Genomic DNA, 16,325 nt, shown 5'->3' on the forward strand with positions numbered 1-16,325 from the left:
TCAAGTCTCTGTACTCAGGTTCTTTATGGTTCACGATAAAAAATGAGAACAATATTGATCTGGTGCATCTCAGGGCAGCTGACTGAGCAGTAGAATGCGGGCTGAGTTCGGCTGATGTCCTATTTTGCTCTGCGAGGTCAAGGTGTTGCATTTTTGTCAGACGGCCAGTGTGCTTATTGAACGTGTTCACACGGCACCGGAAGGTATTGCCCGGCTGAGACAGCCACTGGCGGCTCTGTCTGACGTGTCGGGCTTGCTGGCATTAATCGAAGATTTCTCCGCCGTCACGCAAGTGTCTGAGGTGGCCTGATGATTGGAGAACAGGCTCACTTGAACCGGATCTGGGCGCGAACCCTGCTCGAAGAATTGTCCCGCCTGGGGGTGACTGAGATCTGTCTCGCCCCCGGTTCACGCTCGACACCACTGGCGCTGGAAGCCGCCGCGCATCCGGTACTGAATCTGCATACCCATTTTGATGAGCGCGGCCTGGGCTTTCTTGCGCTCGGTATGGCCAAAGCCAGCGACCAGCCTGTGGCGGTTATCGTAACCTCCGGCACCGCCGTGGCCAATCTGTTACCGGCTGTGGTTGAAGCGGGGCTGACCGGTGAAAAGCTGGTGCTGCTGACCGCCGACCGGCCTGCCGAATTGATCGGCTGCGGCGCCAATCAGGCGATCTGCCAGCCGGGAATCTTCTCTTCTCATGTGACCGCCAGCCTGGATTTGCCCAGCCCTTCTGTGTCTGTCCCGTTAAGCTGGCTGCTGACATCGGTAGATGAGCTGTTATTTCGCCAGCACCAGCAGGGTGGCGCGGTGCACATAAACTGCCCGTTTCCGGAGCCTTTGTATTCGCCTGACCCGGCGGATGAATCGTGCTATTACACAGGATTGCTCGCTCACTGGCGAGGCACGGAACAGCCTTATACCTGTGTGTCTGTTCAGCCTGCACGGGTCACTGTGCCTGATGATATTCAGGCGCTCCGCAGCAAAAAGACGGTCATTATCGCCGGTGGCATGTCTGTTTCAGACGCGCAGGCGGTGGCCGCACTGGCGGCAGCGCTGGAATGTCCGCTGCTGTGTGATCCGCAGTCGGGGATCGGCAGTGACTGGGCGCATTACGATCTCTGGCTGCAGGTTGACGAGCTGGCCGCGCCGCTGAATGAGTGCAATCTGATCCTCCAGTTTGGCTCGCGCCTGATTTCTAAGCGCCTGACTCAGTGGATTGCCCGGCAGGCCAGTGAAAGGCAGGGCGATTACTGGTATGTATCGGCCGACAGGGCGCGCCACAATCCGGACCACCTGCCGCAACGCCATTTTGTCGCGAGTATTGCTGACTGGGCAAACATGGCCCTGGCAGCGTTAGCAAATACCGCCGCTGATGATCCGCTGCCCGGACAGATGCATCAGCAGTCACAACAGCTTCAGCAGCACAAGGGACATGATCCGCAGTGGCGACAGGCACTGCGGCAGACGGCGCTGCAGGTTCATGCCAGAGTCGGCAGCTATTTAGCGGCCTGTGGTGCAATGTCGGAGCTGGCACTGGCGATGGATCTGAGCCTCAGAGGTCAGCAGGCGAGCCTCTTTCTGGGTAACAGCCTGATTGCCCGGCTGGTCGACATGTTTACCGTAGTTAACGGGCGTACTGTTTACACTAACCGGGGTGCTTCGGGTATTGACGGGCTGGTTGCCGCTGCGGCAGGGGTGCAGCGTGCCAGTGGCAGTCCTTTGATCTTGCTGCTGGGGGATACCTCGCTGCTGCATGATCTGAATTCACTGGCGTTATTGACTCACAGCAAAACACCTGCGGTTATCGTCGTCACGAACAACGACGGCGGTGCCATTTTTGATCTGCTGCCTGTCCCGCCGGACAGTAAACAGCATCTGTACCAGATGCCGCATGGCTATCAGTTCGAACATGCTGCCCGTCAGTTTGGGCTGGCGTATTGTAAAACCGCGACACTGTCTGCTTATCAAACGGTTGTGAATGAGCATTTGCTTGCCGGGACAGGCGCGCTACTGGTGGAGATTCAGACGCCGCCGGGAGAAGCCTGCGAGCAGCTCAGTCAGTTCATCAGAGATTTGCATGCTCTGTAGCCGGTTTCTAACCCGGAGCGATCAGCCGGATCGTCCGGTACTGGTGTTTCTCCATGGCCTGCTGGGCAGCGGTGCAGACTGGCTTGACTGCGCTCAGTGGCTGCAAGCCTATCCCTGTATCGGGCTGGATTTGCCCGGTCATGGCGGCAGCCGCGCTGTTGTCTGTCACTCTCTGGATGAGGCCGCAGGACAGGTTCGCGATACTCTGATCCAGCATCAGCTGGCGGCCCGTCCCCTGGTGCTGGCGGGCTACTCACTGGGCGCCCGTATCGCCATGCACGGAGTGGCCAACGGCCTGTTTGCACCGCTGAATATCCGGCTGCTGGCGGTGGAAGGCGGTCACTTTGGTCTGACTTCCAAACAGGAACAAATGGTGCGGTGGCGACAGGACTGTCGCTGGGCCCGCCGGTTCCGCCGTGAGCCTGTCGGTACGGTGTTGGCCGACTGGTATCAGCAACCTGTTTTTGCTTCGCTTAATCATGTGCAAAAACAAAGTATGCTTAATTGCCGCAGTGATAACCTCGGGGCCGGTGTTGCCGCCATGCTGCTCGCGACGTCATTGGCCCGGCAAGCTTATCTGGCGGATGCGCTCAAGTCGCAGCACGTGCCACTGCATTACTTTTACGGCGGACACGACAGCAAATTTTCACGAATGGCGAATGACAGCCGGGTGCCGGCAAGCTGTATCGCCGATGCCGGACACAACGCCCATAAAGAACAACCGCAGGCTTTTGCGATGGCGCTCAGGCGTCAGCTGAATCAGTCCCTTGAAATGACATTGTGATCTGAGAGTGAGGATGACGATATTCAGTACCGCACAGCTTGCTTTTCCTTTCCATTGTGAAATGGACAGAGTGTTCTTATTCTGGATTTAATTATCTATGATTTAAGTCTCTGTCTTTGATTATTTTAATTGTTGTTTACTGATTTTTGCCCAGAATAGACAAGCGTTCCTCACGTCGTTCTATCCTTAATATTGAAATATTAACGGATGAATTATGTGAGCATTATAAGAATTTCAGAACAAGTCTGACTGGAAACAGAATGAGAATCAAACCGCTTCCCCCACTAAACAGCTTAGTTGCCTTCGAAGCTTCGGCCCGGCACCTGAGTTTTACCCTGGCAGCTGACGAACTGAATGTGACTCAAGGTGCAATTAGCCGACAAATTCGCCAGCTGGAGGAATACCTTGGCACAGCGATGTTTACACGCGCAAGCAGGAGTATTTACCTGACACCGACAGGACTTCAGTATTATCAGTCGATCAGCCATTCGTTGCTGGATATTGCCCAAGTCACTGGCGAAGTGAAGAAGTGGCAGGGCGACCATAAAATCACGGTGGCGACAACCAATGCGATGGCGGCACTGTGGCTGCTTCCTAAAGTCGCTGAATTTCAGAATGCGCATGATGACATAGATTTGCGGATTTTAGCATCTGATAACATTCAGGACTTACGGCGGCTCGATTGTGATATAGCGCTTTTCTATTGCCGCACACCACCAGCCGACATGCACGTCACCACCTTGTTTGCTGAAGAGGTTTTTCCGGTCTGCAGCCCGGCATACCTTGAGAAAATCGGTCATCCGACCGAGCCTGAAGATGTGTTCAGCAAAACCTTGCTCTTGCTGGAGGAGTCACAAAGAGACTGGGTGAATTGGGAGGAGTGGTTTCATGCCGTGGGGCTGCCGAATATCACACCTAAAAACCGGATGAATATTAACAATTATCCAATGTTGTTGCAGGCGGCTATTAATGGGCAGGGTATCGCACTGGCATGGGGTTCACTGGTGGATGATTACTTACAAAGTGGTGCCTTAGTCAGGCCAGTGGAGCAAGTGTTGTCGACTGAATCAAATTTCTCGATGCTGGAGCCCATTGGCAGGGGGGTGATGCCAGCGAGCGTGAAGCGCTTTCGCGAGTGGTTATTGCATCAACTCCCGGATGAAGTCGGTGAGAAGGGTTTGATCTAAAAGGATTTTATCCACGCTCAGTTGAACAAAAAAAGCTGGAACTCAGGTTCCAGCTTTTGAATGGATTAGCTTCGCTGGTGCTTTAAGATAATAAGGGTTTTTGGTGGGTTGTCCCTTCTGATTGCGCCGCTGGTGTTGTGTCTGTTTTCAGGGGGGATTTTGGTTCAACGAGTGGTTCGACCGGGCCGTCCAGCTTTTCCTGTTCAGGGTGAACATGCTCCGGAAGCATTGCCCAGGGTTTGGGTTCACGACGCAGACAGTGAAACAGAGTCATACTCATGACGGCGATGAAAATGGCAATCGGGAAGCCAGCGATGATTGATGCCGTTTGCATGGCCTTCAGTCCACCAGCATAGAGCAAGACAGCGGCGATGACTGCAATCATTATTCCCCAGAGTATTCTGATCAAAGTCGGTGGCTCACTGTCACCGGCTGCATCAAGGGTACACAACACCAGCGTGCCTGAATCCGCTGAGGTGATAAAATAGGTGCCAAGCAGTACACAGGCTAGAACGCTCAACAGCTTGCCAAATAAACCCGTATCCAGGTTATCGAACAGGGTAAATAAGGCTCGAGTGGTGTCTGCTTTGGTTGCATCCAGAATCGGTCCGCCTGTGAAAGCGGTGGATGGTGTTTGATTGGTCTGCTGCGCGGCTGCAACGACAGTTTGCTCCTGATGGGCAATGCGAGCGTCCTGCTCGACTTTTAGTGCTGCGCCGCCGAAAACCGAGATCCACAGGAAGGTGATCAGGGTAGGTACGATTAATGCCCCGCCTATCAGCTCGCGGATAGTGCGTCCTTTTGAAATCCGAGCGACAAACATGCCAACAAACGGTGCCCAGGTCATCCACCACGGCCAGTAATAGGCTGTCCACCAGTTTTGCCAGCCAGAGTCATTTTGCGCATCGCTCCACAGGCTCATGCCGATAATATTCTGCGCATAAGCGCCAGTACTTTCCAGCAAGGTGTTCAGAATGTAACGCGTTGGGCCAATATAGAGAACGATCACTACCAGTAGCAGCGAAAGCAACATATTCCATTCTGAAAGACGCCGGATGCCTTTGCCAATGCCGGACAGAACGGATGCCACCGCGCAGGTACACAGAGTGACAATAATCACCAGCTGGGTCCCCAGACTGATGTCGATGCCAAATGCCTGATTCAACCCAGAGTTAATCTGGATCACTCCCATACCCAGTGTTTGGGAAATACCAAATGCCGTAACCGCAACCGTTAAAATGTCGACAGTGTGGCCGATGGGGCCGTAAATTCGATTGCCGATTAAAGGGTACAGAATAGAACGGAGTGTGAAGGGGAGATCTTTACGGTATGAAAAATAGGCCAGTGCTAAAGCCACAATGATAAACACTGACCATGGGTGTAAACCCCAGTGAAAGAAGGTCAGTTGCATTGAGGTGGCGGCAGATTGATTGGTCAGTCCTTCAGTAAAAGGATTGTCAGCATAGTGCCACATTGGTTCGGCGACTGACCAGAAAATCAGTCCGATTCCCATGCCGCCAGAAAACAGCATGGACACCCAGGACAAATAGCTAAACTCCGGCTTTTCATTGTCTTTTCCGAGCCGGATATGGCCGTATCGGCTGATCATTAAATAAATAAGAAACCCGACAACCAAGGACACCAGACCAATATAAAACCACTTCATATTCTGCAATAAAATGCTGGAAATGGTTTCGAAATATTGCCCTGCCTGGTTGGCGAGGATAGCGCAGAAAAGCACAAACCCTATCACGACAACTTTTGACGCGATCGTAACAGTAGGGTTTAGCCCTTTCAGTATCCCTGATGTTGCTCTCATAAACATCCCTCTCAGTGCGTGCTGCTCAGTGTTGTTACGTTCTTGTTAATTTTTTGAAGAGTAGAGAGTGCGGAAAGACGTTTCAACTGATTATTTGTCATCCATGAATGAGCTCAGATCATGGAACATTAATTTTATCAATAACAGGGTCTGGCATTATCAGTCCGGCGGATAGAAGTATGACAATTTCTCATTAACACCCTCCAAAAAAGTCGTTTGTTTGTTGCGATGTTGTTAACCAGAATCAGCATCATTAACACATCACCATGTTGTGATCACGGAATGCAATTTCACTTGCGGAGAAAAGAACATGAGCAATGTCAATCAAACCATCATCCCGATTGAGCTGGTCGATCGCGTATTGAATCCGATCAGCGAGGCAACAGGTATGCCGAACGAGGCCTATACCCACGCCGAGTATTTCACCTTTGAGCGTGACCACGTCTTCGGACAGACCTGGGTCTGCATCGGCTTTGCTTCAGATCTGGTGAAGAATGGCTATGTGAAGCCGATTACGTTTATGAATTTGCCCCTATTGCTGATGAAGAACCGTCAGGGGGAAGTGCAGGTTTTTCACAACGTCTGCAGTCACCGCGGTATGAAACTGGTGCATGAAGCGGGTGAAGTTCAGGGAATGATTCGCTGTCCTTATCATTCCTGGACTTATGATCTTGATGGCAACCTGAAAGGCACACCACATATCGGTGGGATCGCCAAGCATAAAGACGACAGATTCAAATGCGAAAAACACGGCCTGAAACCGCTGCGCTCTGCTATTTGGATGGACATGGTTTTTGTCAATTTGTCTGGTGATGCGCCGAGCTTTGAAGAGCATATTGCGCCTCTGGAGCAGCGCTGGCATGGCTTTGTCGGGGACGATGGGCTGGGTTTGCTGCGCCGCGTGAACATGGGCGGCAATCTGGAAATCGAAGTGAACTGTAACTGGAAGCTGGCCGTCGAAAACTACTGCGAGGCTTACCACCTGCCTTGGGTACACCCGAGCCTGAACAGCTACTCCCGTCTCGAAGATCATTACAACATTATGTTTGCTGAGCGTTTTGCGGGCCAAGGCAGTCTGGCCTACAACCTGTCTGATACCGCTGGGACGCATCTGCCGAAGTTTCCGGGCTGGCCTGCGGACAAGCTTCGTCATGCTGAATACGTGTCGCTGTTTCCGAATGTGCTGCTGGGCATTCAGGCTGATCATGCCTTCGCCATGATGATTGAGCCTATCAGTGCAGATAAAAGCATTGAGCATTTACGTATTTTTTATGTCGGGGATGAAGCAACCCAGGATGAATTCGCAGCATGCCGCACCGCAACGGTTGAATCATGGCGTGTGGTGTTTGGTGAAGACATTGGCGCGGTAGAAGGCATGCAGCAAGGCCGTTATTCACCGGGCTTTGGCGGTGGGGTGTTCTCGCCGGAGATGGATATACCGACGCATTTCTTCCAGACATGGCTGGCGAAGCAAGTAAAGTCGGCGATGGAGGGCTGATCATGACGCATTTTCTGAATTATATCGATGGTCAGTGGTGTGATGCAGACCGTTCGCTGACAGTCATGAATCCGGGTACAGCGGAAGTGTATGCGACGATAGCGCAGGCCAGTATTGCTGATGCAGACCGCGCGATGGCTGCCGCACGCCGTTGCGTAAATGAAGGGCTGTTGTCGGATGTGCGCCCCGCGATCCGATCACAATGGATGCTGAAAGCCGCCGCAGCGATTCGCGAGCTGGTTGATGAAGGCGGACTGATTGCTTGCCGTGAAAACGGCAAATCGCTGCAAGATGCAAAAGATGAATTTTTAGAGTCAGCACGCTACTTCGAATATTACGCGGGTATGGCCGATAAGCTGGAAGGAACCTCCATTCCACTAGGAAAAAATTATATCGATTTTACGCAATATGTGCCGTTTGGTGTTTCTGTGCAGATTGTTCCGTGGAATTTCCCCGTTTCAATTTGTGCTCGCTCGCTGGCCCCCGCGTTGGCTGCAGGCAATGCTGTGGTGATTAAGTCCCCGGAAATATCGCCATTGGCCATGACGCTGCTGATAAAAGCAATTGAAAAAGCAGGCTTCCCGCAAGGTGCCATTCACTTACTTTGTGGAAAGGGGACGGAAATTGGCAGCCATTTAGTGCAGCATCCGGAAGTGGATCAGATCGTCTTTACCGGCTCGGTGCCCACCGGCCAGCGTATCTTGCAAGATGCTGCGCTCAGAGCAACTCCGTCTGTGATGGAACTGGGCGGAAAATCGGCGGCGATTGTCCTCAGAGATGCTGATCTGCAAACCCTGCTGAAAAGCGTTCAGGCCGGGATCTTTTTCAACGCAGGTCAGGTGTGCTCTGCGATGTCGAGACTGCTGGTGCACAAAACCCGCTATGAGGAAGTGAAGGCGGCGGTTGTGGCTATGGCGGAAGGGCTGGTCATCGGTCAGGGTGAAAGTCAGCCTGATATGACACCGCTGATCTCCAAAGAGCAGCAAACGCGGGTGCTGGCGATGATTGATCAAGCCAGACAGGAAGGAGCCAAGATCCTGACCGGGGGTTATGCACCTGAGTTATCTGGTTACTTTGTTGCACCAACTGTGATTGAAGCAACCCCTGACATGCAGATAGCACAGGAAGAAGTCTTTGGTCCTGTTCTGGTCATCACGCCTTTTGAGACAGAGCAGCAAGCGATAGATATTGCTAACGGAACCGTGTTTGGTTTGGTGGCAGGGGTGTTTGGCGAGAGCCTGAATCAGACATTACGGGTGGCTCAGCAACTGCGTGGCGGCCAGGTTTTCATTAACGAATGGTTTGCTGGCGGTATTGAAACCCCGTTTGGTGGCGTTGGGCTGTCTGGCTTTGGCCGGGAAAAAGGACAGGAAGCGATCTATAGCTATGTCCATACACGTAATATCGCGATTCGGTTACAGCACGACTGAAATGACGTAACAGAATCCGTCCCCTTTCTCCCTATCAGCGTGATCTGGTTGGCGGAGTGAGTCCGGCGCCCCGGTCCGGGTGAAAGGGGATGAACCGGATACTGCTGGCAGGCATAGGGTAACAGCAATACCTGACTGGCTTCATGGCAGGGCAATGCAGAACAAGGTAGTTGGAGTAAAAGTGATGAAAAAGTGGCTCTGTATCATTTGCGGCTTAATTTACGATGAAGCAGAGGGCTGGCCCGCGGATGGCATTGCTCCTGGGACAGCCTGGGAAGACGTGCCTGATGATTGGCTTTGTCCTGATTGTCTGGTCAGTAAAGCTGATTTCGAGATGATTGAAATCAGCTCGGATGACACGGCAGGCGCACTGCAGGATAAGGTTGCTGCAGTCGCAGTTCCTGATGATTCAACGGGGGATCCCGCAGCGGATCAATCACCTTCACCTGAGGTGGCTTCCCCTGTTTGTGCCGATGAGCCTATCGTCATTATCGGGAGTGGTCACAGCGGTTATCAGTTGGCAGCAGCACTTCGGGCTCAGTCTGCCCACGTTCCTATCACCGTTTTTACGGCGGATGATGGTGCGTTGTACAGTAAGCCGGCCTTGTCGAATGCATTGTCGCTGGGTAAAGACGGTGACAGTCTGCAGACTGAAAGTGCGCTGGACTGGGAACGTCGCCTGAACATTCGAATTTACCCCAATACACGGGTTGAGCAGATTGATCGCGAGAAGCGTATTCTGCACACCGGCATTGGCTCTTACGCCTACAGTCGCCTTGTACTGGCTACAGGCGCATCACCGATTGAGATTCCCATTGCCGGAGATTGCTCTGCCGTGCTGAGTGTCAATGATCTGATGGACTACAGAGACTTCAGACAGCGGCTTGAAGGGAAAAAACGGATTGCTATTTTGGGTGACGGCTTAATCGGTTGCGAATTTGCAAACGATCTGATCGAAAGTGGCGCAGAGGTAACTGTGATTGGTCTGGGGCAATGGCCAATGGCGCGACTGATCCCTCAGCAGCTTGGGGAAAGATTACAGGCTGTGTTCAGTGAACGTGGGGTCAAGTGGTCGCTACAAGACAGCATCCGCGCAATAGAACCAATCGATTGTGATACGCAATCGCCGGGCGGTGCATCAGCCGGAACGGGTTACACCATACACCTTCACAGCGGTAATCAGATTGAGGCTGATCTGGTTCTCAGTGCCGTGGGGCTGACTCCCAATGTCAAGCTGGCCCAGGCTGCGGGTTTAGAGGTAGGACGCGGAATCAAAGTGAACTCCTACGGCCAAACCAGTGATAGCCATATTTTCTCGCTGGGCGATTGCGCAGAAACCGCTCAAGGCTGGCAGCCTTATATCGCACCCATTACTCAAGCTATTCCATCTTTGGTGAAAAGCCTGCTGGGTGAACCAACACCCGTGACACTCAAGGAAAGCCCAGTGATTGTGAAAACGCCCCTCATGCCACTGACGGTCTTCCCTGTGTCTGCCAGCGCACCGGGTGAGTGGCATATCGAATCGGTAGCCGAAGAACTGATGGCGTTTTTCTATTCACCTCAAGGCGAGATGATCGGGTTTGCTTTGCTGGGAAAACAGGTTCAGTCAACGCGTATGCAATGGTTAGGGCAATTGTCACTCAAGCAGTCTGCTGCGTGACGGGAGAGCAAGTATGATTCACTTACCGAATGACGATACAAGCTGCGGCTGGTATGACGCACTGCCCGATACGGCGGTAAACCCATCGTTAGCAGGAGAAGAGAGCGCTGATTATGTTGTGCTGGGTGCGGGATTTGCCGGACTCGCCATGGCAAGGCGATTGGCTGAGCTTTCACCTTATTCCCGTATTCTGCTCATTGACGCGCAGCGAATTGGCCAGGGAGCGTCTGGCCGTAACTCGGGCTTCGTGATTGATTTACCGCACAAGTTTGCCCTGGAGCATCCGGATCCGGCACATAAACAAAAGCTGCTGTCTTTAAATCGCTTGGCAATTAAACAGCTATCGAAACTGGTGAGCAAGTACAACATTCATTGCCAGTGGTCTGCTGTGGGTAAGTTTCAGGGGGCCGTCGGGCCACGAGGTGAAGCTTATCTCGACCACTTTGAACACCTGATGAAAGATTTGGGTGAACCTTACTTACATGTTGGAGCTGAAAAGCTGTCGAAAGTGTTAGGAACTCGCTATTACAGCCGGGCAATTTTCACACCGGGCGGCTATCTGATGCAGCCCGCGGCACTGGTGCGCGGACTGGCTCAAAGTTTGCCGGATAACGTGGAAATTCTTGAAAACTCTCCGATACGGGGCATCAGTAAAGAGAACGGTTATTGGCGGTTACAAGGTGACAATGGTGTGGTCAAAACCCCGGATTTATTACTGGGTACAAGTATTTTCACCCGCGAGTTCGGTTACCTGAAAAACCGCTTGCTACCAGTGATGACGTTTGCCAGCTGGACACGCCCGCTCAGCGATGAAGAAATGCAGCGCTACGGAGGACAACTGAATTGGGGGCTGACCCCGGCGGATCATGCCGGCACTACATTGCGGATGACGGCCGATCGACGAATTCTGGTTCGAAACTCCTATAAGCATGTACCCAAATACGGAGCCAGTGTGACAGACGCCATGCGGAAACGGATCCGCGAGGACCACAGACAGGTGTTCTTAGCGCGCTATCCGGCACTGGCAGACGTGCCATTTACTCATACCTGGGGGGGGGTATATGCCATTTCCCGTAACTTCACCAACTTCTTTGGTCAACTGGATGACAGAGTCTATGCCAGCGCCTGTGATAACGGTGTGGGTGCGGCGTGGGGCACCATATCCGGTACGCTGTTGGCGGACTTCGTTATGGGCGAATCTTCCCCCGCCCTGAAAGACATACGCCAGGTCACAGGGATGCCAAGCCTGAACCCCCCAGAGCCTTTTTTGGGGATGGGGGTCAAAAGCCGCATTCATTTAGCCAAATGGCAAAGCCGGAGTGAATTATGAAACGAGTCAGAGTGATAGATAATAAGGATCTCGATTTTACGGTGCGTGGCGACTCGCCGGGCATGGCTTACGTCGCACGTGCACTGAGCCCTGATGTTTCCCCGAATATCGGTGTGGGTTTTGCTAGGTGGGAAGGTGCAAAAGTCGCCTGGACGGTATTGTATGACGAAGTTGTTTTTGTCATTGAAGGGTGTTTTGAGCTGACCGCAAACGGGGAAACCCACCATGTTTACCCGGGACAAATGCTCTGGATACCCGAAGGGACTGAGCTGATTTATGGTGGTCATGCCTTGTTTGGTTATGTTGTGCATCCGGGAAACTGGAAGGAACTACACGGCATTCAGTGACCCTATTCACTTCGGCCTGAAGGGCTTACCACCGAACCAGGGACAGACTCCTCATACGGGCGATGTCTGTTCCTGTTTCGTCTGATTTCTTGTCTCTTTTCGAGCACAACACGCTGCTGAAGTCTTTTTATTTGCCGGTTGCTATACCCCCACTCGCCTTTCTTCTCACTCCATTGTCTGCAACCCCAGTAATTCAGATCAAGTTTGATCTGGCGCAGGTGGAAAATCATGCTTGGCTATAGACTGTCCCGAGGTTTGTTTTGCCTGCCCCTGGTCTCTCAGAGGTCATGATGGCAGGTGAGGTTTCAGTTCGTTGAGGCATGCGGAGTGTTCCAGCACCAGGTGGTTCATGTACTGATTGACGGTATTCACGCGGCGACGGCAAGCTGTATCGCCCATGCCTGGCACAAGGCCCACAAAGAACAACCGCAGATTTTTTGCAATGGTGCTCTGGCGTCAGCTGAACCCGCACCTTGAAATGGCACAGTGATCTGAGAGTGAGAATGATATGGCAATGACCCTGGGTTTGTCTGAAGAGGCACTTTATGCGCCGATCGAATGGGTAAACGGCGGCAGCGGGTATGACGATATTCAGTACCATACATCGAGCGATGGCATCGCCAGAATCACCATCGCCCGTCCGCAGGTGCACAATGCTTTTCGTCCGCAAACTGTCAACGAAATGATCCATGCGCTGTCACAAGCCCGCTACGATGAGTCCGTCGGTGTGATTATTCTCACCGGGCTGGGCGAGGATGCCTTCTGCTCTGGCGGTGATCAGAAAGTACGCGGTGACTATGGCGGTTACCGGGATGACGCCGGCACCCATCATTTGAATGTGCTGGATTTTCAGCGCCAGATCCGCACCTGTCCGAAACCTGTGATTGCCTCGGTGGCCGGCTGGGCGGTGGGCGGCGGCCATGTGCTGCACATGATGTGCGATTTGACCATAGCGGCAGAGAACGCCCGGTTTGGTCAGACCGGCCCGAAAGTCGGGTCTTTTGACGGCGGCTGGGGTGCCGCTTATATGGCACGGATTGTCGGTCAGAAAAAGGCCCGCGAAATCTGGTTTCTGTGCCGTTTTTACGACGCGCAGGAAGCGCAGGAGATGGGGCTGGTCAATACCGTTGTGCCACTGGCTGAGCTGGAAAGGGAGACGGTGCGATGGTGTCGTGAAGTGCTTCAGCACAGCCCGATGGCGCTGCGTTGTCTGAAAGCCGCACTGAATGCCGACTGTGACGGACAGGCAGGATTGCAGGAACTGGCAGGCAACGCCACCATGCTGTTTTATATGACCGAAGAAGGTCAGGAAGGCCGTAATGCGTTCAATGAAAAACGCCAGCCGGACTTCAAAAAATTCCCGCGCAACCCGTGATTTGTCACTACTGAGCGGTCAACACAGAACCGTACATAGAAACAAGGTGTGAACAGGATGACGCGTTCAGCCAGTCTGTATCGTTACCGGTTGCCAATGGACACTGGGGTGATCCTGCGGGGCAGGCGGTTAACCGAGCGTATCGGCTACATCGCCGAGCTGAGGGAGGGCGCGCGCATCGGGCGCGGGGAAATCGCGCCCTTGCCAGGCTTCAGTGTGGAATGTGCCGATCAGGCCGGACAACAGAGCCTCCACGCGCTCAAACGCTGGGTGGCCGGACAGGACATCATGGCCTGTGCCCGGTGGCCGTCTGTGGCATTCGGACTGTCGATGGCGGCATTGGAACTGCAAGGCGAACTACCGATCACTGCTAGATACCAGACGGTGCCCTTGCTGAGCCATGAGTCAGTGAACGCCGGGGCGGAAGGCGCTGCCGCAAACCTCAGCGTGCCAGCGGATTGTCGACTTGCCAAACTCAAACTGGGCCGTGGTTCGCCGCAACAGGATGCCGTTAATGTCAGTGCCTTGCTGAAAGCGCACCCGTCGCTGATGCTGCGGCTGGACGCCAACTGTGCCTGGTCGCTGCCGCAGGCGCGTGAGTTCGCCCGCCATCTTGCGCCTGACCATGCTTCGCGGATTGCCTTTATTGAAGAGCCTTGTCAGCGACCGGCCGACAGCCTGACTTTCAGCAAAGAAACCGGCCTCGCGCTGGCGTGGGATGAAACCTTGCAAGCTGCCGTCAGGCAACCTGGCTTCACTTTGGATACGGATTTCCGGCTGGATAGCCTGAGCGGTGCCAACACCCTTGTCATCAAGCCCACCCTGATCGGCTCTGTGCAGCGCTGCATCGCCCTGATCCGTCAGGCACAACAAACCGGGACAAAGGCGGTGATCAGTGCCAGTCTGGAATCCAGCCTGGGATTAACCCAGCTTGCCCGCCTGTCTTGCTGGCTGCTGCCCGGCAGTGTACCGGGCTTAGATACCCTCAGCCTGTTTCGCAGCCAGCTTGAACTTACCTGGCCGGGCAGCACTCTGCCGGTTAAGCCATTACAACAACAGACACGGGTATGGCACTCATGAAGGCGGACAACCTCTGTCAGCCTTGCCTCTGGCACACCTGGGCCAGCACCCGGCCTGAAGCTATTGCGCTTGTGACGGCAAAGAGTGAGTACACCTGGCAAGCACTGGTTGAGCGAATTCACCGGCTGGCACGAGTGCTCACCGCTCAGGGGGTGAGCGAAGGTGATGTGGTGACTGTGGTCAGCAACAACTCGCCGGATGTGGTGATGCTCCATCTGGCTTGCATCCAGCTGGGCGCGATCACAGCCCTGACGATGCCGCAGCCCTACCAGCTAATTCAGGAAAATCTGCGTGTGTTGTATGGCGAGGGGCAGCGACAGTTTGTGTGGAGCAGTGACTCAGCCATCAGCGGTTTTTCAGAACAGGACAGGCAGCGCTTATTCACAGACTGCCAGATACTGAACCTGCAAGCGCCGGTTGCTTCTTCGGCGTCGTGCCTTGCCCGCCGCGATGCAGGACGACGAGATGCAGAACAACGCGATACAGAACAACGTGACACAGAAAAAATAGCCTCGATTGTCTTTACCTCGGGCTCGTCCGGCGTGCCCAAAGCGGTCGCCCATACGCAGGAGCAGCATCTGGCCTCGGCCCGTGGTCTGCTGGCGGTTTTGTCGTTTCAGCAGCACGATTGCTGGCTGCTCAGTCTGCCCATATATCACGTTTCCGGTCTGTCGATTCTGTACCGCTGGCTCAGCGCCGGTGCCTGCCTGAAAATCGGCAGCGGTCAACTGGAACAGGACATTCAGGGGGCGACCCATGCGTCGCTGGTAGCCACGCAGCTCAAGCGACTGCTGGATCACCGCCAGCCACTGCAGCTCAGCCATGTGTTACTGGGCGGCAGTGATGTGCCTTTGCCGCTGTGTCAGCAGGCCAGAGACAGTGGTATTGAAACCTGGCTGGGTTATGGCATGACAGAAGCGGCATCGACGGTGACGGCCAAACCGACAGACGGCATCGCAAGCGCCGGGCGTGTGTTGCCAAACCGTCAGGTTCAGTTGAGAAACAAGCGGATTTATATCGCCGGTGATACCTTAGCGAGCGGTTACTATTATCAGGGCCTGCTTATTCCGCTGGTGGATGAACAGGGCTGGTTTGATAGCAAAGATGTCGGTCAGTGGGTCGACGGTGAACTCCGCATCACAGGCCGTGCCGATAACCAGTTTATTTCCGGCGGCGAGAACATCCACTGCGAAGAAATTGAAGCCGTGCTTAACCGTCATCCCGACATCAGGCAAAGTTTGGTGATCCCTGTTCACAGCGCCGAATATGGCGCCCGCCCGGTTGCCCTGATCGACAGCGCCAGCGATCTGTCAGCCCTGCAGCTGCCTCTCTGGCTGGCAGATAAACTCACCCGCTTCAAAATCCCCGATGCGTTCTTCCCCATGCCACAACAGCCACAAACCGGCATCAAACTATCGCGAAAGGCCATGAGAGAGTGGTTTTCTGACAATCAAAATGAATACCAGCTCATGAACGCCCCTGAAAATGTTAAGTGACCGCTGTCGCTTTTTCACCAGCACCTGCGACGCTGAACTTCAGGGTAGATCATTAAGCGCGATAAAAACCCAGAATATCAATTGGGTCGTATAAGGTGTTTACGCAAGATACAGGGCAGTGAGTCGTATCACTTACTGATGGATCTATATAATTAAGTAAAAATAGTTAATATAAATCAGTGGATTAAGCTGGGTTTTGTTGAGGTAATTATGAACTTTCACAGTCCA

Annotated in this window: 13 protein-coding genes; 12 read left to right on the forward strand and 1 reads right to left on the reverse strand. The window is 53.6% G+C overall.

What is annotated here, in order from left to right; all coding sequences use genetic code 11:
- Positions 1 to 142 precede the first annotated feature (142 nt).
- The 4 genes from L6J37_RS18025 (at position 143) to gcvA (ending at position 4,062) form a co-directional block, all read left to right on the forward strand.
- Positions 143 to 310 carry a hypothetical protein gene (locus tag L6J37_RS18025; RefSeq protein WP_192016254.1) on the forward strand — a complete coding sequence of 56 codons (168 nt, stop codon included), beginning with the start codon at positions 143 to 145 and terminating at the stop codon, positions 308 to 310.
- The gene (menD, locus tag L6J37_RS18030; protein WP_237796125.1) at positions 310 to 2,091 is read left to right on the forward strand and encodes a 2-succinyl-5-enolpyruvyl-6-hydroxy-3-cyclohexene-1-carboxylic-acid synthase; all 1,782 of its coding nucleotides are present in this window, start codon (positions 310 to 312) and stop codon (positions 2,089 to 2,091) included. The genes L6J37_RS18025 and menD overlap by 1 nt, the downstream gene beginning before the upstream one ends.
- Entirely contained in the window at positions 2,081 to 2,875 is a 795-nt protein-coding gene (gene menH, locus L6J37_RS18035; protein WP_237796126.1) for a 2-succinyl-6-hydroxy-2,4-cyclohexadiene-1-carboxylate synthase, read from the forward strand. Before menD ends, menH begins: the two co-directional genes overlap by 11 nt.
- A 260-nt stretch (positions 2,876 to 3,135) precedes the next feature.
- Positions 3,136 to 4,062 (forward strand): transcriptional regulator GcvA, encoded by a 927-nt coding sequence (gene gcvA / locus L6J37_RS18040; protein WP_192016257.1) that lies wholly within the window; start codon positions 3,136 to 3,138, stop codon positions 4,060 to 4,062.
- Positions 4,063 to 4,144: 82 nt separating this feature from the next.
- On the opposite strand, the gene L6J37_RS18045 is transcribed toward gcvA, so the two are convergent.
- Complete coding sequence (locus L6J37_RS18045) at positions 4,145 to 5,881, reverse strand: BCCT family transporter (RefSeq protein WP_237796127.1); 1,737 nt, start codon at positions 5,879 to 5,881, stop codon at positions 4,145 to 4,147.
- Between the two features lie 310 nt (positions 5,882 to 6,191).
- On the opposite strand from L6J37_RS18045, the gene L6J37_RS18050 reads away from it, so the two are divergent.
- The 8 genes from L6J37_RS18050 (at position 6,192) to menE (ending at position 16,097) form a co-directional block, all read left to right on the forward strand.
- Entirely contained in the window at positions 6,192 to 7,379 is a 1,188-nt protein-coding gene (locus tag L6J37_RS18050) for an aromatic ring-hydroxylating oxygenase subunit alpha (protein ID WP_192016259.1), read from the forward strand.
- A 2-nt stretch (positions 7,380 to 7,381) separates the two neighbouring features.
- Positions 7,382 to 8,809: an aldehyde dehydrogenase family protein gene (locus L6J37_RS18055; RefSeq protein ID WP_237796128.1), complete on the forward strand. Its 1,428-nt coding sequence runs from the start codon at positions 7,382 to 7,384 to the stop codon at positions 8,807 to 8,809.
- Positions 8,810 to 8,993: 184 nt separating this feature from the next.
- Positions 8,994 to 10,469, forward strand: a complete 1,476-nt coding sequence (locus L6J37_RS18065; protein WP_442957019.1) for an FAD-dependent oxidoreductase — start codon at positions 8,994 to 8,996, stop codon at positions 10,467 to 10,469.
- Positions 10,470 to 10,482: 13 nt separating this feature from the next.
- Positions 10,483 to 11,799 carry an NAD(P)/FAD-dependent oxidoreductase gene (locus L6J37_RS18070; protein WP_237796130.1) on the forward strand — a complete coding sequence of 439 codons (1,317 nt, stop codon included), beginning with the start codon at positions 10,483 to 10,485 and terminating at the stop codon, positions 11,797 to 11,799.
- Complete coding sequence (locus L6J37_RS18075; protein ID WP_192016263.1) at positions 11,796 to 12,146, forward strand: cupin domain-containing protein; 351 nt, start codon at positions 11,796 to 11,798, stop codon at positions 12,144 to 12,146. Before L6J37_RS18070 ends, L6J37_RS18075 begins: the two co-directional genes overlap by 4 nt.
- 508 nt (positions 12,147 to 12,654) lie before the next feature.
- A complete protein-coding gene (gene menB, locus L6J37_RS18080; RefSeq protein WP_237796132.1) occupies positions 12,655 to 13,521 on the forward strand; it encodes a 1,4-dihydroxy-2-naphthoyl-CoA synthase in 867 nt (288 codons plus the stop codon).
- A gap of 57 nt (positions 13,522 to 13,578) precedes the next feature.
- A complete protein-coding gene (menC, locus tag L6J37_RS18085; protein WP_237796133.1) occupies positions 13,579 to 14,601 on the forward strand; it encodes an o-succinylbenzoate synthase in 1,023 nt (340 codons plus the stop codon).
- A complete protein-coding gene (gene menE, locus L6J37_RS18090) occupies positions 14,589 to 16,097 on the forward strand; it encodes an o-succinylbenzoate--CoA ligase (protein WP_237796134.1) in 1,509 nt (502 codons plus the stop codon). The genes menC and menE overlap by 13 nt, the downstream gene beginning before the upstream one ends.
- Positions 16,098 to 16,325: the final 228 nt, after the last annotated feature.

This window comes from Photobacterium sp. WH77 (assembly GCF_022014395.1).
Classification (GTDB): domain Bacteria; phylum Pseudomonadota; class Gammaproteobacteria; order Enterobacterales; family Vibrionaceae; genus Photobacterium; species Photobacterium arenosum.